This is a genomic window from Sphingomonas sp. 37zxx (assembly GCF_000786205.1).
Lineage (GTDB): Bacteria > Pseudomonadota > Alphaproteobacteria > Sphingomonadales > Sphingomonadaceae > Sphingomonas.
This window is the reverse complement of record NZ_JROH01000010.1, coordinates 113,318-132,112: the sequence shown is the minus strand read 5'-3', so window position 1 is coordinate 132,112 and position 18,795 is coordinate 113,318. Positions and strand designations below refer to the sequence as shown.

Below are 18,795 nucleotides of genomic sequence, written 5' to 3'. Positions count from 1 at the left end.
CCATGCCGCCGGTGAATAAGACGGGCTAATGGATGACGCGCCAAGCCGCTACGAGGCAACGGTCTGCAGCGGACGCTTACCGTCAACACGAGGGCAGGGTGCAGATAAGCCCTCGCTCCGCTCGCACTAAACTTGTCGAAATGCCGTACTTTCTGGGCCTTGCCGGTCTCGGTTGCGCCAGCCCGACCTTCGCCGCGCTAAGCGAAGTACGAACCAATTTAACCCCGCCCGATCAACGCGGTGCGGGCGGGGTCCGCCCTGCGAAGGTCACCACGCTTTCGGTCCCATCCGCCGCTACCGATGATACGCCAAAGAAATGATCGTCGACGATCACGTCTTTCACGACCAATTCGGTGGCGGTGGTGTCGCGATGATCGGTCCAGTCCTGGGTGTCGTTGCGCCGCCAGTGAATCCGATACCGCGCCGCGCCCTCGACCGGCTGCCACTTCACCGTCGAATCATAGCTTACCGCGCCGTCGACGCTTACCCCCTCAGGGGCGGCAGGCGCATTGGCGAATCGGCGCGCGGCAGCGACGTTGATCGCGGTGACGTTCGCCAGATAGGGAAAGTCCATCTTGTCGATCGTGTCGCCATATTCGCGGCCATTTTCGGTCCGCAGATTCTGGTGCTGCTGGTCGTAATTTTCGGCAGCGACCGAAAAGCGAACCGCCGGATAGCCGAGCCGCAGAAACGCCTCGTGATCGCCGCCGCGTCCGAAACGATCGGGACGACGCACCGCAAACACGTCGATCGCGCCGGGCATGCCCTCGGCGACGTCATCAATCGCCTTGGCGAGCGAGCGGCTGGGGCCGTCATCCTCGCCACCGTCGCCGCGCCGGCGCTTGGCTTCCTCGATCGTCTCGACCTGGCGTATACCTTCGGAGAATACGCGCACGCGGTCGGCGACTCGCGTGCCGTTCTGGCCGACGGTGTTGCCGACGATGTCGTTGTTGAGCACCGCCGACACCTTCCAGCCGCGTTCGCGCGCGGTTTCGGCGAGCAGGGTTGCGCCCCAAAGCCCCTGTTCCTCGCCCGAAAGCGCGGCATAGACGATCGTGGCGCGATGCTTCTGTTTCGACAGCAGTCGCGCGGCTTCGAATACCAACGCTACGCCCGATGCATCGTCATTCGCACCGGGGGCATCGCCGGTGGCGTCCATCACGTCGCTGTTGCGGCTGTCGATATGCCCCTGGAGGATCACGACTCGGCCCGGTTCGGTGCCCGGCTGGATTGCGAGCACATCGACGACATTCACCCCGTTGGGCGCGCGCGGGCCGGTGAAATTGCGCTCGATCGTCTCGGTCCTGATGCAGCCGCCGCACGCCTTGGCGATCCGGTCAAACTCGGCCTGCGCCCAGCGCCGCGCCGCGCCGATCCCGCGCTTGGGATCGGTGACCGACGATGCAGTGTGGCGCGTGCCGAAATCGACCATCGTCTGAACATCGGCACGCAGCCGCTGCGGGCTGGGTGCCTCCTGCGCGAGCGCGGGGGTGGCGAGGAGGATGAGCGGGAGAGCTAGGGTTTTGAGCATGGCGCGAAGGTGGCGGGAAATCGGGCGCGGCTCAAGGCAATACCTTCGCTTCCTTCGTCATGTCAGGCTGGACCCCGGGTCGAGCCTGACATGACGACTTGAGAGGTGATTCAACTCAGCCGATCGATCGCGTCGCGGTCCAGGCTGCCCGGAATGATCATCAGCGGCACCGACAGCGTCCCTGCATCGGCTCCGGCGAAATGCGACACCAATGGTCCCGGCGGGCCGCTCGCGGCTGCGCCCAGCACCAGTGCCGCAATGTCGGGATTGGCGGCGATCATTTCGCGAACCACCTTTGGCCCTTCGCCCTGGCGCACCGTGATCGACGGCTTCAGCCCCGATTCGGTGAGGAGCGTTCCCGCTGCGCCCGCAACCAGCGCCTCGGCGCGAAGCAATGCCTCTTCCTCGATCGTCGCCATCACGCCGCCCCATTGGACGAAATCGGGCGTCGGCACGAGCGCAAGGATTTCGACACCGCCGCCGGTCTTCACCGCGCGCCGCGCCGTAAAGCGCATCGCGATCTCGGACTCCGGGCTTTCGTCGATCACCACCAGATAGGTCCGCATTGCCTCTCCCCTTTGCCAACAGGTGGCCCGAGCCACCCACTTACGCAAGGTGCCGCCACGGGTTCTTGCCTTTCGCGGCGTGCAGGCATCTCCAAGCCTTGACCTACGCCGGTCACATCGCGAAGGAAGGCCCTCCCCAGGATAAACTGCCAGGATTTGCGATGTCGATCGAACTCAAGATGCCGGCCCTGTCACCGACGATGGAAGAAGGCACGTTGGCCAAATGGCTGGTGAAGGAGGGCGACAGCGTAAAATCCGGCGACCTGATGGCCGAGATCGAGACCGACAAGGCGACGATGGAGTTCGAAGCGGTCGACGAAGGCGTGATCGCCAAGATACTCGTGGCCGAGGGCACCGACGGGGTGAAGGTCGGTACCGTCATCGCGATCATCGCCGAGGAAGGCGAAGACGCCGGTTCGCTTGAGGCACCCAAGGCCGCCGCGCCCAAGGCGGATAATGTCGGCCCCGCCGCGACCGCCGATGAAGCCCGCACGCAGGAAGTGCGCGAAGAATCCGCCGCGACTGCCCCTGCCGCCGCGCCCGCCGCATCGGGTAGCCGCGTCAAGGCAACCCCGCTCGCGCGCCGCCTGGCCGCCGAAAAGGGGATCGAACTGTCGGCGCTGTCGGGTTCCGGCCCCAATGGCCGAATTGTGAAGGCCGATCTCGAAGGTGCCAAGCCCGCACCCGTCGCCGCAGCAGCCGCACCCGCCGCCAAGGCCGAAGCGCCCGCCGCCACCGCCGCGCTCGCGCCCACCGAGACGAAGGCCGTCTGGTACGACGACAGCATTCCGCACGAGGTCGAGAAGCTCTCGAACATCCGCAAGACGATCGCGCGCCGCTTGACCGAGGCCAAGCAGACGATCCCGCACATCTATCTGACGCTCGACATCCGCCTCGACGCGCTGCTCAAGCTGCGCGGCGAGCTGAACAAGGGCCTCGAAAGCCGCGGCGTGAAGCTGTCGGTCAATGATATGCTGATCAAGGCGCTGGGTGTCGCGCTCGAAGCCACACCCAAGTGCAACGTCACCTTCCTCGGCAACGAACTGGTCAGCTACAAGCGCGCCGACGTGTCGGTCGCGGTATCGACGCCCTCGGGGCTGATCACCCCGATCATCCGCGACGCCGCCAGCATCAGCCTGTCGAAGATATCGTCGCAGATGAAGGAACTGGCAGCGCTCGCAAAGGACAACAAGCTCAAGCCCGAGCAATATCAGGGCGGCACCGCCAGCATTTCGAACATGGGGATGTTCGGGATCAAGCAGTTCGACGCGGTCATCAATCCGCCGCAGGGAATGATCCTGGCGGTGGGCGCTGGCGAGAAGCGTCCCTACATCGTCGACGATGCACTCGGCGTCGCGACGGTGATGTCGGCGACTGGCAGCTTCGATCATCGCGCGATCGACGGCGCCGACGGCGCGCAACTGATGAAGCTGTTCAAGGAACTGGTCGAACGCCCGCTGGGCATGATCGCCTGAGCGATTTGCTCTGATGGTCCGGGTGCTGATCGAATTAGGCTATGTCCTGCTGGGGCTGGGCGCTGCAGTGGCGATCGGCGCGACCGCAGAATGGGCGTATCCGATCGGCCGCGATAATATCTGGCTGGTGACCTATGCCGCGATGGTTGCGGTGGTCTTGATGGGTGTGCGCCCGATTGTGCGCGCCGCCCGGGGAACACGTAAATGAACGCCGAGACCCCGCCCGAGGGCAGCCCCGCGATCCGGGTGACGACGATGCCCGGCGACGCCAATGCCTATGGCGACATCTTCGGTGGGTGGCTGATGAGCCAGATGGACATGGCCGCCGGACTGGTCGCGGCACGCTATTCAAAGGGGCGCGCGGTGACGATCGCGATGGACGGCATGCAGTTCCACGCCCCCGTCGCGGTAGGCGACGAGGTGTCGGTCTATTGCGAATTGGTGAAGGTCGGTCGCACATCGATGACGATCGAGGTCGAAGCCTGGCGCCGCGACCGGCATCAGGAAGAGCAATGCCGCGTGACTCAGGCGCGCTTCGTGTTCGTGGCGATTGATGAGGCGCGTAAGACTCGTGTGATAGAGAAGCCCTCTGCGTCAAGCAGCGAGGGATTTGGAGAAGTTCATGGCTGACACCTACGACCTCATCGTGCTGGGCAGCGGGCCCGGCGGCTATGTCGCGGCGATCCGCGCGGCGCAATTGGGTATGAAGACGGCGATCGTCGAGCGCGAATTGCTCGGCGGCATTTGCCTCAACTGGGGGTGCATCCCGACCAAGGCGCTGCTGCGGTCGGCCGAGATCTTTCATTACATGCAGCATGCCAAGGATTACGGGCTGAAGGCCGACGGGATCAGCGCCGATCTTGATGCGGTGGTGAAGCGCTCGCGCGGGGTGTCGAAGCAGCTCAATCAGGGCGTCACGCACCTGATGAAGAAAAACAAGATCGCGGTGCATATGGGCAGCGGCAAGCTCACCGCGCCGGGCAAGCTGACCGTCACCGACAAGGACGGCAATACCACCGCACTCGAAGCCAAGAACATCATCGTCGCCACCGGCGCGCGCGCGCGCGACCTGCCGGGGACGCCTGCCGACGGCAAGCGGGTGTGGACCTATCGCCATGCGATGGTGCCCACCGAAATGCCGACCAAGCTGCTGGTGATCGGATCGGGCGCGATCGGCATCGAATTTGCTAGCTTCTACAACGACATGGGCGCGGACGTTACCGTCGTCGAGATGATCGACCGGATCGTGCCGGTCGAGGATGCCGATGTGTCGGCGTTCCTCGAAAAGTCGCTGACCAAGCAGGGCATGACGATCATGACCGGCGCGAGCATCAGCGAGATCAAGGTCGGCGCGAACAGCGTCACCGCCAAGCTGAAGGACAAGACGGGCAAGGAAACCGCCAGCGAGTTCAGCCATGTCATCGTCGCGATCGGCATCGTTCCCAACACTGCCGACATCGGCCTGAAGGAACTGGCCGTCGAGATGGACGATCGCGGCTTCCTCAAGACCGATCCGATGTGCCGCACCAACGTGCCGGGGCTGTGGGCGATCGGCGACATCACCGCGCCGCCCTGGCTTGCGCACAAGGCAAGCCATGAGGGCGTTATCGCGGTCGAGGCGATTGCGGGCAACCATCCGCACGCGATGGACCCCAAGAACATCCCGGGTTGTACCTATTGCCACCCGCAGGTCGCCAGCGTCGGCCTGACCGAGGCCAAGGCCAAGGAAGCCGGCTACGAGCTGAAGGTCGGGAGCTTTCCCTTCATCGGCAACGGCAAGGCGATCGCGCTGGGCGAGGCCGAAGGCTTCATCAAGACGATCTTCGATGCAAAAACCGGCGAATTGCTGGGCGCGCACATGGTGGGGGCCGAGGTGACCGAATTGATCCAGGGCTACACCGTCGGCAAGACGCTCGAGACCACCGAGGCCGAGCTGATGGAAACAGTGTTCCCGCACCCAACGCTGAGCGAGATGATGCACGAGAGCGTCCTCGCCGCCTATGGCAAGGCGCTGCATATCTGATCGATAGCGCAAGGGCAGGGGCTGCCGCCGGGGATTGACCCGGCGGCACCGTGCCGCAAGGTTGCATCCCGGTCTTTAGGGGAAGCGCATGCGTTTGATCACCGTTGCCACCTGCGTCACGCTCGCCAGCGCCGGGATGGCATCGGCGCAAACCGCTCCGGCATCGCGAACCACGGTCATCACCGCCGCCAGGATGATCGATGTCGTCGCGGGGCGGGTGATCGAAGAGCCGGTGATCGTCATCACCGACGGCCGGGTCAGCTCGGTGGTCGGGCGCAATGGCGGGCGACCCGATATCCCGGCGGATGCACAGCGGATCGACCTGCCGGGCAAGACATTGCTCCCCGGCTTCATCGACATGCACGTCCATCTGGCGGGCAGCGCGCGGATCAGGGGCTATAAGAGCCTTGAATATACCGACGTGTTCCCGGTGACGCTGGGCGTTGGCAATGCGCGCGACATGTTGCACGCCGGCTTCACCACCGTGCGCAACCTCGGCGCGGCGGACTATGCCGATGTCGCGCTAAAGCAGGGGATCGAGGGCGGCTTCTACCCCGGCCCGCGGATCGTGCCCGCGACCTGGAGCTTCGGTGCGACCGGCGGGCATTGCGGCGGGAGCAACCTGCTGCCGCCGCGCTACAAGGAGCAGACCGAGCGCGGGGTGAACGGGGCCGAGGCGGTGCGCTATCAGGTGCGCGAGAACCGGCGTTTTGGGGCCGAGGTGATCAAGGTCTGCGCCACCGGCGGCGTGTTTTCCAAGAATACCGAACCCGGCCAGCAGCAGATGACCGCCGACGAATTAAAGGCTGCTGCTGACGAGGCGCATATGTGGGGCCTCAAGGTCGCCGCGCACGCGCATGGGGCCGATGGGATCAAAGCGGCGATCCGCGCGGGAATCGACACGATCGAGCATGCCAGCCTGATCGACGACGAGGGGCTGAGGCTGGCCAAGGAGCGTGGCACCTGGCTGTCGATGGACATCTTCAACACCGAATATACCCAGCGCGAGGGCGCGGCGACCGGCGCGCTCGAGGAAAATCTGCGCAAGGACCGCGAGGTGGCGCAGGTGCAGCGCGACAATTTTGCCAAGGCGGTGCGGATGGGGATCAAGCTGGTGTTCGGATCGGACGCCGGGGTGATGCCGCACGACACCGCCGCGGGGCAGTTCGCGACGATGGTGCAGTTCGGGATGACGCCGATGCAGGCGATCCAGGCAGCGACCACCAACGCCGCGCAGGCGCTGGGGCGTGAACGCGATGTCGGGGCGATCGCCGTCGGGCGTTATGGCGACATCGTTGCGGTCGACGGCGATCCGCTGGCGGATATTCGCGTGCTCGAGCGGGTGAGCCATGTGGTGAAGGGCGGGGTACTGGAGAAGGGCGCGGTGCAGTAAAGCAGCGTGACGCCCCGGCAGGGCAGGGTGTCTGCGGCGCGCGCCCTGTTGACCGCAACAGCCCCCCGGCGTATAGGCGCGTCCGTTCCCCAGCCGGACGTGCCGATTCCATCGGCCTATCCGTGGCGCTGCGGGGACGAGCAATGAACGTTGTTGGAGACGTCAAAGGCCCGGTGGGTCAAGCCACCCGGGTCGTTTTCGTATTCGCTCGCACAGGGCTCCAGCAAAGTAACCGCCAGAATGGCTCTGGTAACGCAAAGGTGAAGGGCTTCATGCCGACGATTAACCAGTTGGTCCGCAAGGGCCGCGATCCGCAGAAGGCCAAGAGCAAGGTCCCTGCGATGGAAGCAAACCCGCAGAAGCGTGGCGTTTGCACCCGCGTGTACACGACGACCCCAAAGAAGCCGAACTCGGCGCTTCGTAAGGTCGCCAAGGTTCGCCTGACGAACCAGCGCGAAGTCATCACCTATATTCCGGGTGAAGGCCATAATCTGCAGGAGCACTCGGTGGTGCTGATCCGCGGCGGTCGCGTTCGCGATCTTCCCGGCGTTCGCTACCATGTGCTGCGCGGCGTTCTCGATACCCAGGGTGTCAAGGATCGCAAGCAGTCCCGCTCGAAGTACGGCGCCAAGCGTCCGAAGTAAGCCGGTCGTCCTTTCGACCATCAGGCTGAAGTTAAGAGGTAAAAATCAATGGCACGTCGTCGTCGTCCCGAAAAGCGGATCATCCTTCCCGATCCGAAATACGGTGATCAAATTCTTTCCAAGTTCATGAACAGCGTGATGCTCGACGGCAAGAAGGCCGTCGCAGAAGGCATCGTGTACAGCGCAATGGAAACCGTCGAACAGCGCGCCAAGCGCGACCCGGTCGGCGTGTTCCACGATGCACTGAACAACATCGCGCCGGGCATCGAAGTGCGCAGCCGCCGTGTCGGTGGTGCGACCTATCAGGTGCCGGTCGAGGTTCGCCCCGAGCGTGCCCAGGCGCTCGCGATCCGCTGGCTCATCACCTCGGCGCGCAATCGCAGCGAGAACACGATGTCGGCCCGCCTTTCGGGCGAGCTGATGGACGCGGCGAACAACCGCGGCAACGCGGTGAAGAAGCGCGAAGACACTCACCGGATGGCAGAAGCCAACCGGGCCTTCTCGCACTATCGCTGGTAACCTATATGGGGGAGGCGCGGGGTAACACCCGCGTCGCTCCCGATTTCCGTTCGCCCTGAGTAGGGGCTGAGCATGGCGAAGACCCGTATCGAAGGGCTGCCCCAGGCGGCATCCTTCGATACGCCATTTCGACAAGCTCAATGGCTGCTCAGGACGAACGGGCGGGGTGCTCCCCGAACCGATTTCACCGCGCCGATCCGTCGGCACCAGGAGTAAGACCATGGCCCGCAGCCATCCGCTCGACCGCTATCGCAACATCGGCATCATGGCGCACATTGACGCCGGCAAGACGACGACGACCGAGCGTATCCTTTATTACACCGGCAAGTCCTACAAGATCGGCGAGGTCCATGAGGGCACCGCGACGATGGACTGGATGGAGCAGGAGCAGGAGCGCGGGATCACGATCACGTCGGCTGCGACGACCTGCAAGTGGCGCGCCGAAGAAGGCAAGGGCGAAGAGCATCTGATCAACATCATCGACACCCCCGGGCACGTCGACTTCACGATCGAAGTCGAGCGTTCGCTGCGCGTGCTCGATGGCGCGGTTGCTTGCTTCGACGGCGTTGCCGGCGTCGAGCCGCAGTCGGAAACCGTGTGGCGCCAGGCCGACAAGTACGGCGTGCCGCGCATGTGCTTCATCAACAAGCTCGATCGCACCGGCGCGGACTTTTACTTCTGCGTCAATTCGATCATCGAGCGCCTCGCCGCGCGTCCTGCCGTGCTGTATCTGCCGATCGGCACCGAGGGCGGCTTCAAGGGCCTGGTCGACCTGGTCGAGAACCGTGCGATCATCTGGCTCGAAGAGAGCCTGGGCGCGAAGTTCGAATATCAGGAGATCCCTGAGGACCTGGTGGAAAAAGCCGCCAAGTATCGCAGCGAACTCATCGAGATGGCCGTCGAGCTGGACGACGACTTGATGGAGGCCTATCTCGAGGGCAACGAGCCGAGCACTGCCGACCTGAAGAAGCTGATCCGCAAGGGTACGCTCAGCATGGCGTTCGTGCCGGTGGTTTGTGGTTCGGCGTTCAAGAACAAGGGCGTTCAGCCCCTGCTCGACGCAGTGGTCGATTATCTGCCGTCGCCGCTCGACGTGCCTGCGATCAAGGGCCTCAAGCTCGACGGGGAAACCCCTGACGAGCGTCCTTCGTCGGACGAGGCACCGTTTTCGGCGCTGGCGTTCAAGATCATGAACGATCCCTTCGTCGGCACCCTGACCTTCGCACGCATCTATTCGGGCAAGCTCGAAGCCGCGTCGATGGTCACCAATTCGGTGAAGGACAAGAAGGAAAAGGTCGGTCGCATGCTGTTGATGCATGCGAACAGCCGTGAGGACATCCAGGAGGCATTTGCCGGCGACATCGTCGCGCTTGCGGGCCTGAAGGATACCACGACCGGTGATACGCTCTGCGCGCAGAACGCACCGATCATCCTCGAGCGGATGGAATTCCCCGAGCCGGTGATCGAGCTTTCGGTGGAGCCAAAGACCAAGGCCGATCAGGAGAAGATGGGCGTCGCGCTCAACCGTCTTGCGCGCGAAGATCCCTCGTTCCGCGTGTCGACCGACCACGAGAGCGGTCAGACGATCATCAAGGGGATGGGTGAGCTTCACCTCGAAATCCTGGTCGATCGCATGAAGCGCGAGTTCAAGGTCGAGGCGAACGTCGGCGCGCCGCAGGTGGCGTATCGCGAATATCTCGGCAAGAAGGTCGACATCGACTATACCCACAAGAAGCAGTCGGGCGGGTCGGGTCAGTTCGGTCGCGTCAAGCTCACTGTCATTCCGGGCGAGCGTGGTTCGGGCTTCCAGTTCTTCGACGAGATCAAGGGCGGTAATATTCCCAAGGAATATATCCCCTCGGTCGAGAAGGGCATGCGCGAGACGGCGGAAACCGGATCGCTGATCGGCTTCCCGATCATCGATTTCGAGGTCCATTTGACCGACGGTGCCTATCATGACGTCGACTCGTCGGCGCTGGCGTTCGAAATCTGCGCGCGTGGCGCGATGCGTGAAGCCGCGCAGAAGTCGGGCATCAAGCTGCTCGAGCCGATGATGAAGGTTGAGGTCGTTACCCCGGAGGATTATCTGGGCGATGTGATCGGCGATCTGAACTCGCGTCGTGGGCAGATCCAGGGGACCGACACGCGCGGCAACGCGCAGGCGGTGGAGGCGATTGTGCCGCTGGCGAACATGTTCGGCTATGTGAACCAGCTCCGCTCGTTCACCCAGGGCCGCGCGCAGTACAGCATGCAGTTCTCGCATTACGACGAAGTGCCTGCCAACGTCGCCGAAGAAGTGAAGGCGAAGCTGGCGTAATCGAATACGAGCCGCTATGGGGCCGCCTTTCGGCGAGTCCCCGAGCGGCCGGGAAATCTGAATTCAGCAAGGTAGGGAATCATGGCGAAAGCAAAGTTCGAGCGGAACAAGCCGCATCTCAACATCGGCACCATCGGTCACGTCGATCACGGCAAGACGTCGCTGACGGCGGCGATCACGAAGGTTTTGGCCGAGACCTCGGGCGGCGTCGCAGTCGACTTCGCCAACATCGACAAGGCACCCGAAGAGCGCGAGCGTGGCATCACGATCTCGACCGCGCACGTCGAGTATGAGACGGCAGCGCGCCACTATGCGCACGTCGATTGCCCAGGCCACGCCGATTATGTGAAGAACATGATCACCGGCGCGGCGCAGATGGATGGCGCGATCCTGGTGGTTTCGGCCACCGACGGCCCGATGCCACAGACCAAGGAGCACATCCTGCTCGCCAAGCAGGTCGGCGTGCCGACCATGGTGGTCTTCCTCAACAAGGTCGATCTGGTCGACGACGAGGAAATCCTCGAGCTGGTCGAAATGGAGATCCGTGAGGAGCTTTCGAAGCGCGACTTCGACGGCGACAACATTCCGATCATCCGCGGTTCGGCAACGTGCGCGCTGTCGGGTTCGAACGACACCTTCGGCAAGGACGCGATCCTGGCGCTGATGGCAGCGGTCGACGAGTCGATCCCACAGCCCGAGCGTCCGCTCGACAAGCCGTTCATGATGCCGATCGAGGACGTGTTCTCGATCTCGGGTCGCGGTACGGTCGTCACCGGCCGCGTCGAGACCGGCGTTGTGAAGGTTGGCGAGGAAGTCGAGATCGTCGGCATCCACGACACCCGCAAGACCACGGTCACGGGCGTCGAGATGTTCCGCAAGCTGCTCGACCAGGGCATGGCAGGCGACAACATCGGCGCGCTGATCCGCGGCGTGGGCCGTGAAGAAGTCGAGCGTGGCCAGGTTCTCTGCAAGCCAGGCTCGATCAAGCCGCACACCGAGTTCTCGTCGGAAGTGTACGTGCTGTCGAAGGACGAGGGTGGCCGTCACACGCCATTCTTCGCCAACTATCGTCCGCAGTTCTACTTCCGCACCACGGACGTGACCGGCACCGTCGAGTTGCCTGAGGGCACCGAGATGGTGATGCCAGGCGACAACGTCGCGCTCGGCATCAAGCTGATCGCGCCGATCGCTATGGACGTCGGCCAGCGCTTCACCATCCGTGAGGGTGGCCGTACCGTCGGCGCAGGTGTTGTCAGCGGCATCACCAAGTAAGCCAGACGCAAAAATAAAGCCGCCCGGTCCTGTGAAAACAGGGCTGGGCGGTTGCTTTTCTACGCTACGCCCGTTAGTGGCGCTCGCTCAGTTTCATTGAACAGCAAGAGGCGGCCAACGGCCGTCAGCCCGGCAGCGCCGGGGTGGCGATCGATCAGGCAGCCCCCGCTCTTTCGCATTGGTAGGGACATGGACAACAATATCCGCATTCGCCTGAAGGCGTTCGACCACCGCGTGCTCGACCAGGCCGCCGGCGACATCGCCGACACCGCCCGTCGCACCGGCGCGCTCATCCGTGGCCCAATCCCTTTGCCGACTCACATCGACAAGTTCACGGTCAACCGTGGCCCGCACATCGACAAGAAGTCGCGCGAGCAGTTCGAGACCCGCACGTACAAGCGCCTGCTCGACATCGTGCAGCCGACCCCGCAGACGGTGGACGCGCTGATGAAGCTCGACCTGGCCGCAGGCGTTGACGTCGAGATCAAGCTGGCGTAAAGGCCTGCTTCCGCGAGTTCTTAGGGATTCGCGTCACCTCAGCGTTGGTTGGGGTCTTGTTGAGGCAGGTATTGCACCTGCCACGAGGAGATGCCGGTCCAGGCCGGCATGACAAACAGACATTCGGAATACCGCCGGTGGCGCAAGCCGCCGGGACAGCGTTCCCCGTCACGTCCGGTTCGCCGGATATCCAGCCCGGGACGGGGCCGCTTTTCATCATGGGTTGGGCACGCCCGCACGGTCGCTTTTGGCCGGGCGGGCCTCTGTATAGGAGCAACAGGTCATGCGCACTGGCGTGATCGTTAAGAAACTGGGAATGACCCGCTTGTTCCAGGACGATGGTCGGCATGTGCCGGTAACCGTTCTGGCGCTTGAGGGCGTTCAGGTGGTTGCACAGCGCACCATCGATCGCGACGGCTATGTCGCGGTTCAGCTAGGCGCGGGTTCGGCCAAGGCCAAGAACACCGCGAAGCCGCAGCGCGGACATTTCGGCAAGGCCGAAGTCGAGCTGAAGGCGCAGCTTTGCGAATTCCGCGTTGCGGAAGATGCGATGCTCGATGTCGGTGCTGAGATCGGCGCGGACCATTTCGTCGCCGGCCAGATCGTCGACGTTTCGGGCAAGACGCAGGGCAAGGGCTTCGCTGGCGCTATGAAGCGCTGGGGCTTCGGGGGCTTGCGCGCCACCCACGGTGTTTCGCTGTCGCACCGTTCGCACGGTTCGACCGGTCAGCGCCAGGATCCGGGCAAGGTCTTCAAGAACAAGAAGATGGCCGGCCATATGGGCGACCGTAACCGCACCCAGCAGAACCTGGAAATCGTCCAGACCGACGTCGAGCGCGGCTTGCTGTTCGTCAAGGGTTCGGTTCCCGGCTCGAAGGGTGGCTGGTTGATTGTCAAGGACGCGGTGAAGGTCGCGCGCCATGCCGACGCTCCCTATCCCGCTGGCCTCAAGCAGGTCGCCAACAACAACGACGTCGCAGCCGACACGCCCGCGCAGGACGTGACCACGGTCGAGACGACCGACGGCCAGGAGGGCTGAACGTGAAGATCAAGGTTCAAACCCTCGAAGCGACCGAGAATGGCGACATCGAGCTGAACGACGCCGTATTCGGTGTCGAGCCGCGCGCTGACATCCTTCACCGCGTCGTCACCTGGCAGCTTCACAACCGCCGCGGCACCGCGCGTCCGACGCGCGAGCGCTCGGAAGTTGCGCGTACCGGCAAGAAGTTCGGTCGCCAGAAGGGCGGCGGTACTGCCCGTCACGGCGATCGTCGTGCACCGATCTTCATCGGTGGTGGTAAGGCGCACGGTGCGCGGCTTCGCGACTTCGACAACAGCCTGAACAAGAAGGTTCGGGCGCTGGGTCTGAAGATGGCGCTGTCGAGCCACGCTGCTGCCGGCACGCTCGTCGTGCTCGACGACCTCAAGGTCGCCGAAGCCAAGACCAAGGTTCTCCAGGGTGCCTGGGCCGCAATGGGCTTTGGCAAGACCGCGCTGGTGATCGACGGTGACGCAGTGGAAGACGGCTTTGCGCTGGCAACCCGCAACCTGTCGTACATCAACGTGATGCCTGCGATGGGCGCCAATGTGTACGACATCCTGAAGCATGACACGCTGGTGCTGACACGCGCCGCGGTCGAGAAGCTGGAGGCACGCTTCCATGGCTAAGCAGACCAAGGCTGCGATCGACAATCGTCATTATGACGTGATTGTCGCACCGCACATCACCGAGAAGTCGACCCTCGTCTCCGAGCACAACGCGGTTGTGTTCAAGGTGGCAAATGACGCCACCAAGCCGGAGATCAAGGCGGCCGTAGAAGCGCTGTTCGACGTAAAGGTCACCGGCGTGAACACGATCGTGCAGAAGGGCAAGACGAAGCGCTGGAAGGGCACGCCCTACAAGCGTTCGGACATCAAGAAGGCGATCGTGACGCTGAAGGACGGCGATTCGATCGACGTCACGACGGGGGTCTGAGGCAAATGGCACTCAAGCATTATAATCCGACCTCGCCGTCGCGGCGTGGCCTCATCCTGGTGGACCGTTCGTCGCTCCACAAGGGCGGTCCCGTCAAGGCGCTGACCGAGGGCAAGCGCAAGACCGGTGGCCGTAACAACAAGGGCCATGTCACGTCGCGCGGCATCGCCGGCGGCCACAAGCAGCGCTATCGCATCGTCGATTTCAAGCGTCGCCTGTGGGACGTCGAGGGCACTGTCGAGCGGCTGGAATATGATCCCAACCGCACCGCGTTCCTGGCGCTGATCAACTACGGTGCCGTGCCGTTCGGTGAAGTCGGCGAGAATGGCGAGAAGTCGGACGTCGCCTACATCATCGCGCCGCAGCGTCTTGCTGTCGGTGATAAGGTGATCGCGGGCAAGAAGACCGACGTTAAGCCGGGCAACGCGATGGAAATCGGCCAGATGCCGGTCGGCACCATCGTTCACAATGTCGAGATGAAGCCCGGCAAGGGCGGTCAGATCGCACGTTCGGCAGGCACTTATGTGCAGGTCGTGGGTCGTGATCGCGGCATGGTGATCGTTCGTCTCAATTCGGGCGAGCAGCGCTACATTCGCGGCGATTGCATGGCGACGGTCGGTGCGGTGTCGAACCCCGACAACCAGAACACCAATCTTGCCAAGGCTGGCCGCAACCGTTGGAAGGGCATCCGCCCGCTGACGCGCGGTGTTGCCAAGAACCCGGTCGACCATCCGCACGGCGGTGGTGAAGGCCGGACCTCGGGCGGCCGTCATCCGGTCACGCCTTGGGGCAAGCCGACCAAGGGTGCTCGCACTCGTCACAACAAGTCGACCGATCGCATGATCATCCGGTCGCGTCACGCCAAGAAGAAGGGCTAACGCCATGGCTCGTTCGGTATGGAAGGGTCCGTTTGTGGAACTCAGCCTTCTCAAGAAGGCCGAGACCGCACAGGACGCCGGGGGTCGCAGCGGCCCGATCAAGACCTGGTCGCGTCGCTCGACGATCCTGCCCCAGTTCGTGGGACTTACGTTCAGCGTCTATAACGGTCGCAAGTTCGTTCCCGTCTCGGTCAACGAAGAAATGGTCGGCATGAAGCTGGGCGAGTTCGCGCCCACGCGCTTCTTCCCCGGCCATGCGGCAGACAAGAAGGGCAAGCGCTGATGTCGAAGCCTAAGGCTCCCCGTCGCGTCGCCGACAATGAAGCACTGTCGGTCGGCACGCAGATCCGTGGTTCGGCGCAGAAGCTGAACCTGGTCGCGGCATTGATCCGCAATCAGCCAGTCGGTCAGGCGATGAACATCCTCGCCTTTTCGAAGAAGGCGATGGCTGTCGATGCCCGCAAGGTGCTCGCCAGCGCGATCGCCAACGCCGAGAACAACCACAACCTTGACGTCGACGCTCTCGTCGTCGCCGAGGCGTCGGTCGGCAAGTCGATCGTGATGAAGCGTTTCGCCACGCGCGGTCGCGGTAAGTCGACCCGCATCCTGAAGCCGTTCAGCCGCCTGCGTATTGTCGTGCGCGAGAAGCAGGAAGAGGAGGCCTGATATGGGTCACAAGAGCAATCCAATCGGTCTTCGCCTGCAGATCAACCGCACCTGGGACAGCCGCTGGTTCGCCGAGGGCGCGGAATATGGCCGGCTGCTGCTGGAGGATCTTCGCATCCGCCAGTACATCATGTCGACGCTGAAGCAGGCTGCGATTTCCAAGGTCGTCATCGAGCGTCCGGCAAAGCTGTGCCGCATCTCGATCTTCGCTGCCCGTCCCGGTGTGATCATCGGCAAGAAGGGTGCGGACATCGAGAAGCTTCGCAAGAAGATCGGCACGATGACCCCGTCGGACGTCTCGCTGAACATCGTCGAGATCCGCAAGCCCGAAGTCGATGCGCGCCTGGTCGCGCAGGGCATCGCCGACCAGCTTGAGCGTCGTATTGCGTTCCGCCGTGCCATGAAGCGCGCGGTGCAATCGGCGATGCGGCTTGGTGCCGAGGGCATCCGCATTAATTGCGGCGGCCGTCTTGGTGGTGCCGAAATCGCGCGGTCGGAATGGTATCGTGAAGGCCGGGTGCCGCTGCACACGCTGCGCGCCAACATCGATCATGCCGAAGCCGAGGCGCATACCGCCTATGGCGTGTGCGGCGTGAAGGTGTGGATCTTCAAGGGCGAAATCCTGGGCCATGATCCGATGGCAACCGATCGCCTCAATCTTGAATCGCAGACGTCGGGCGTTCGCCCGGCGCGCGACGACCGTCGCTGAGGGTTAGGCAATGCTGCAACCGAAAAAGAGCAAGTTCCGCAAGGCCTTTAAGGGCCGGATCAAGGGCGATGCCAAGGGTGGCGCAACGCTGAACTTCGGGTCGTATGGCCTGAAGGCGATGGAGCCAGAGCGGATCACCGCGCGTCAGATCGAGGCGGCTCGCCGCGCGATCACGCGCCACATCAAGCGTCAGGGGCGGTTGTGGATCCGCATCTTCCCCGACCTTCCGGTGTCGTCGAAGCCCGCCGAAGTCCGCATGGGCTCGGGCAAGGGTGCCCTTGAATATTGGGCAGCGCGGGTGAAGCCGGGTCGTATTCTCTTCGAGCTGGACGGTGTTCCCGGCCCACTTGCGGCAGAAGCATTCGAGCGGGCGGCGATGAAGCTGCCGATCAAGGTGAAGGTCGTTGCCCGTCTCGGCGACACCTCGCACCTGGAGGGTTGATTGAGATGACCAAGCCTACCGACATGCGCGTCAAGACCGACGACCAATTGACCGACGATCTGGGCAACCTGAAGCGCGAGGCATTCAACCTGCGCTTTCAGGCGGCGACCAGCCAGCTCGAAAAGCCGAGCCGGGTCAAGGAAGTCCGTCGCGACATCGCCCGTATCAAGACCTTGCAGGGCGAGCGTCAGCGCTCGTCCGCCAAGTAAGAGGAAACGACATGCCGAAGCGTGTGCTGACCGGGATGATCGTCTCGGATAAGACCGACAAGACGGTGGTGGTAAGCGTCGAGCGTAAGGTGAAGCACCCGCTCTACGGCAAGATCATCCGCCGGACGAAGAAGTATCATGCTCACGACGAGGTGAATGCCTATCGTGAGGGTGAGACGGTACGGATCGAAGAGACCGCACCGATTTCGAAGCTGAAGACGTGGAAGGTCGTGGATCGTGTCAACGTCCACGCCACTCCCGAAGAGACGGCGGCAGCGGCGGAAGCCTAAAGCCACCATTGTAGAAGGCGGGGCTGGGTCGGAATCCACCCCATATTGAGAAGGATACGGATCGATGATCCAAATGCAGTCCAATCTCGACGTCGCTGACAATAGCGGCGCGAAGCGGGTGCAGTGCATCAAGGTGCTGGGCGGCTCCAAGCGTCGCGTGGCCGGTGTTGGCGACGTGATTGTCGTCAGCGTCAAGGAAGCAGCACCACGTGGCCGCGTGAAGAAGGGTGACGTGCATCGCGCTGTCATCGTCCGCACACGCAAGGATATTCGCCGCGCCGATGGCTCGGTCATTCGCTTCGACGGCAACGCCGCGGTGCTGGTCAACAAGAACGAGGAGCCGATCGGCACCCGTATCTTTGGCCCGGTCGTTCGCGAGCTGCGCGGCCGTGGCTATATGAAGATCATCAGCCTGGCGCCGGAGGTTCTGTAATGTCTGCCGCAAAGATCAAGAAGGGCGACCGCGTTGTCGTCCTGTCGGGCAAGGACAAGGGCAAGACCGGTGAGGTCGTCCGTTCGATGCCGCGCGACGAGAAGGTCGTGGTCCAGGGCGTGAACATCGCCGTTCGCCACAAAAAGCCTTCGCAGGGTCAGCCGCAGGGCGGCCTCGAGCGTTCGGAAGCACCGCTGCACATCTCGAAGGTCGCGCACGTGACTGCCGACGGCAAGGCGACGCGCGTCCGTTTTGAAGAGCGCGACGGCAAGAAGGTTCGCGTTGCGGTCAAGACCGGGGAGGTCATCAGTGGCTGATAAGTATATTCCGCGGATGCGGGCCAAGTACGACGCGGAAATCGTCAAGGCGATGACCGAGAAGTTCGGCTACAAGAACGCGATGGAAATTCCGCGCATCGACAAGATCGTCCTGAACATGGGCGTTGGCGAAGCGACGCAGGACAAGAAGAAGGTCGAGCAGGCGGCTTCTGAAATGGAGCTGATCGCCGGCCAGAAGCCCGTCATCACCAAGGCGAAGAAGTCGGTCGCGACGTTCAAGCTGCGTGAGGGCATGCCGATCGGCGTGAAGGTAACGCTTCGCCGCGAGCGCATGTACGAGTTTCTCGACCGTTTCATCACGATCGCGCTGCCGCGCGTTCGCGATTTCCGCGGGCTGAACCCCAAGAGCTTCGACGGACGCGGCAACTATGCATGCGGCCTGAAGGAGCAGCTGGTGTTCCCCGAGATCAACTATGACCGCATCGACAAGGTGCGCGGCATGGACGTGATCGTGACCACCACCGCGCGCACCGATGACGAAGCGCGCGAGCTGCTTCGTCTGTTCGGCTTCCCCTTCCCGAAGGTCGAGGAAGAAGAGAAGCAGGCGGCGTGATGCTTTCCCTCTCCCGCAGGCGGGAGAGGGAGCGAGCCGCGCAAGCGGCGAAAGGGTGAGGGCC

Annotated in this window: 25 protein-coding genes; 23 read left to right on the top strand and 2 right to left on the bottom strand. The window is 63.3% G+C overall.

Features of this window, described 5'->3' with window-relative positions; all coding sequences use genetic code 11:
• Positions 1-232: 232 nt before the first annotated feature.
• Positions 233-1,531, bottom strand: coding sequence for a M20/M25/M40 family metallo-hydrolase (locus tag QU44_RS06875; RefSeq protein WP_033921138.1), 1,299 nt, complete (start codon positions 1,529-1,531; stop codon positions 233-235).
• Between the two features lie 110 nt (positions 1,532-1,641).
• Positions 1,642-2,097, bottom strand: coding sequence for a universal stress protein (locus QU44_RS06870; RefSeq protein ID WP_033921137.1), 456 nt, complete (start codon positions 2,095-2,097; stop codon positions 1,642-1,644).
• Between the two features lie 161 nt (positions 2,098-2,258).
• On the opposite strand from QU44_RS06870, the gene QU44_RS06865 reads away from it, so the two are divergent.
• The 23 genes from QU44_RS06865 (at position 2,259) to rplE (ending at position 18,731) form a co-directional block, all read left to right on the top strand.
• Positions 2,259-3,572 (top strand): pyruvate dehydrogenase complex dihydrolipoamide acetyltransferase, encoded by a 1,314-nt coding sequence (locus tag QU44_RS06865; protein ID WP_033921136.1) that lies wholly within the window; start codon positions 2,259-2,261, stop codon positions 3,570-3,572.
• Positions 3,573-3,585: 13 nt separating this feature from the next.
• Positions 3,586-3,780, top strand: a complete 195-nt coding sequence (locus tag QU44_RS06860; protein ID WP_033921135.1) for a hypothetical protein — start codon at positions 3,586-3,588, stop codon at positions 3,778-3,780.
• A complete protein-coding gene (locus QU44_RS06855) occupies positions 3,777-4,202 on the top strand; it encodes an acyl-CoA thioesterase (protein ID WP_033921134.1) in 426 nt (141 codons plus the stop codon). Before QU44_RS06860 ends, QU44_RS06855 begins: the two co-directional genes overlap by 4 nt.
• Positions 4,195-5,595, top strand: coding sequence for a dihydrolipoyl dehydrogenase (gene lpdA, locus QU44_RS06850; protein ID WP_033921133.1), 1,401 nt, complete (start codon positions 4,195-4,197; stop codon positions 5,593-5,595). Before QU44_RS06855 ends, lpdA begins: the two co-directional genes overlap by 8 nt.
• An 88-nt stretch (positions 5,596-5,683) precedes the next feature.
• Entirely contained in the window at positions 5,684-6,988 is a 1,305-nt protein-coding gene (locus QU44_RS06845) for a Xaa-Pro dipeptidase (RefSeq protein WP_033921131.1), read from the top strand.
• 272 nt (positions 6,989-7,260) lie between these two features.
• Positions 7,261-7,632, top strand: coding sequence for a 30S ribosomal protein S12 (gene rpsL / locus QU44_RS06840; RefSeq protein WP_033921175.1), 372 nt, complete (start codon positions 7,261-7,263; stop codon positions 7,630-7,632).
• 48 nt (positions 7,633-7,680) lie between these two features.
• The gene (gene rpsG, locus QU44_RS06835; RefSeq protein WP_033921130.1) at positions 7,681-8,151 is read left to right on the top strand and encodes a 30S ribosomal protein S7; all 471 of its coding nucleotides are present in this window, start codon (positions 7,681-7,683) and stop codon (positions 8,149-8,151) included.
• 220 nt (positions 8,152-8,371) lie between these two features.
• Positions 8,372-10,468 carry an elongation factor G gene (fusA, locus tag QU44_RS06830; RefSeq protein WP_033921128.1) on the top strand — a complete coding sequence of 699 codons (2,097 nt, stop codon included), beginning with the start codon at positions 8,372-8,374 and terminating at the stop codon, positions 10,466-10,468.
• 81 nt (positions 10,469-10,549) lie between these two features.
• Positions 10,550-11,740 (top strand): elongation factor Tu, encoded by a 1,191-nt coding sequence (gene tuf / locus QU44_RS06825; protein ID WP_033921126.1) that lies wholly within the window; start codon positions 10,550-10,552, stop codon positions 11,738-11,740.
• A gap of 189 nt (positions 11,741-11,929) precedes the next feature.
• Positions 11,930-12,238, top strand: a complete 309-nt coding sequence (gene rpsJ, locus QU44_RS06820) for a 30S ribosomal protein S10 (protein WP_033921125.1) — start codon at positions 11,930-11,932, stop codon at positions 12,236-12,238.
• 283 nt (positions 12,239-12,521) lie between these two features.
• On the top strand, positions 12,522-13,277 hold the full coding sequence (gene rplC / locus QU44_RS06815; protein ID WP_033921123.1) for a 50S ribosomal protein L3: 756 nt from the start codon (positions 12,522-12,524) through the stop codon (positions 13,275-13,277).
• 2 nt (positions 13,278-13,279) lie between these two features.
• Positions 13,280-13,906, top strand: a complete 627-nt coding sequence (rplD, locus tag QU44_RS06810) for a 50S ribosomal protein L4 (RefSeq protein ID WP_033921122.1) — start codon at positions 13,280-13,282, stop codon at positions 13,904-13,906.
• On the top strand, positions 13,899-14,213 hold the full coding sequence (locus QU44_RS06805) for a 50S ribosomal protein L23 (RefSeq protein ID WP_033921120.1): 315 nt from the start codon (positions 13,899-13,901) through the stop codon (positions 14,211-14,213). Before rplD ends, QU44_RS06805 begins: the two co-directional genes overlap by 8 nt.
• Before the next feature lie 5 nt (positions 14,214-14,218).
• Entirely contained in the window at positions 14,219-15,091 is an 873-nt protein-coding gene (gene rplB / locus QU44_RS06800; protein ID WP_033921119.1) for a 50S ribosomal protein L2, read from the top strand.
• 4 nt (positions 15,092-15,095) lie between these two features.
• Positions 15,096-15,374 (top strand): 30S ribosomal protein S19, encoded by a 279-nt coding sequence (gene rpsS, locus QU44_RS06795; protein WP_033921117.1) that lies wholly within the window; start codon positions 15,096-15,098, stop codon positions 15,372-15,374.
• Positions 15,374-15,757, top strand: a complete 384-nt coding sequence (gene rplV / locus QU44_RS06790) for a 50S ribosomal protein L22 (protein ID WP_033921115.1) — start codon at positions 15,374-15,376, stop codon at positions 15,755-15,757. The genes rpsS and rplV overlap by 1 nt, the downstream gene beginning before the upstream one ends.
• Before the next feature lies 1 nt (position 15,758).
• On the top strand, positions 15,759-16,466 hold the full coding sequence (rpsC, locus tag QU44_RS06785; protein ID WP_033921113.1) for a 30S ribosomal protein S3: 708 nt from the start codon (positions 15,759-15,761) through the stop codon (positions 16,464-16,466).
• A gap of 10 nt (positions 16,467-16,476) precedes the next feature.
• On the top strand, positions 16,477-16,908 hold the full coding sequence (rplP, locus tag QU44_RS06780) for a 50S ribosomal protein L16 (RefSeq protein ID WP_033921111.1): 432 nt from the start codon (positions 16,477-16,479) through the stop codon (positions 16,906-16,908).
• A gap of 5 nt (positions 16,909-16,913) precedes the next feature.
• Complete coding sequence (gene rpmC / locus QU44_RS06775) at positions 16,914-17,117, top strand: 50S ribosomal protein L29 (protein WP_033921110.1); 204 nt, start codon at positions 16,914-16,916, stop codon at positions 17,115-17,117.
• Positions 17,118-17,128: 11 nt separating this feature from the next.
• The gene (gene rpsQ / locus QU44_RS06770; RefSeq protein ID WP_033921109.1) at positions 17,129-17,407 is read left to right on the top strand and encodes a 30S ribosomal protein S17; all 279 of its coding nucleotides are present in this window, start codon (positions 17,129-17,131) and stop codon (positions 17,405-17,407) included.
• Between the two features lie 64 nt (positions 17,408-17,471).
• Complete coding sequence (gene rplN, locus QU44_RS06765; protein ID WP_033921107.1) at positions 17,472-17,840, top strand: 50S ribosomal protein L14; 369 nt, start codon at positions 17,472-17,474, stop codon at positions 17,838-17,840.
• The gene (rplX, locus tag QU44_RS06760; RefSeq protein ID WP_033921105.1) at positions 17,840-18,157 is read left to right on the top strand and encodes a 50S ribosomal protein L24; all 318 of its coding nucleotides are present in this window, start codon (positions 17,840-17,842) and stop codon (positions 18,155-18,157) included. The genes rplN and rplX overlap by 1 nt, the downstream gene beginning before the upstream one ends.
• Positions 18,150-18,731, top strand: a complete 582-nt coding sequence (gene rplE / locus QU44_RS06755; RefSeq protein WP_037526463.1) for a 50S ribosomal protein L5 — start codon at positions 18,150-18,152, stop codon at positions 18,729-18,731. The genes rplX and rplE overlap by 8 nt, the downstream gene beginning before the upstream one ends.
• The last annotated feature ends 64 nt before the right edge of the window (positions 18,732-18,795 follow it).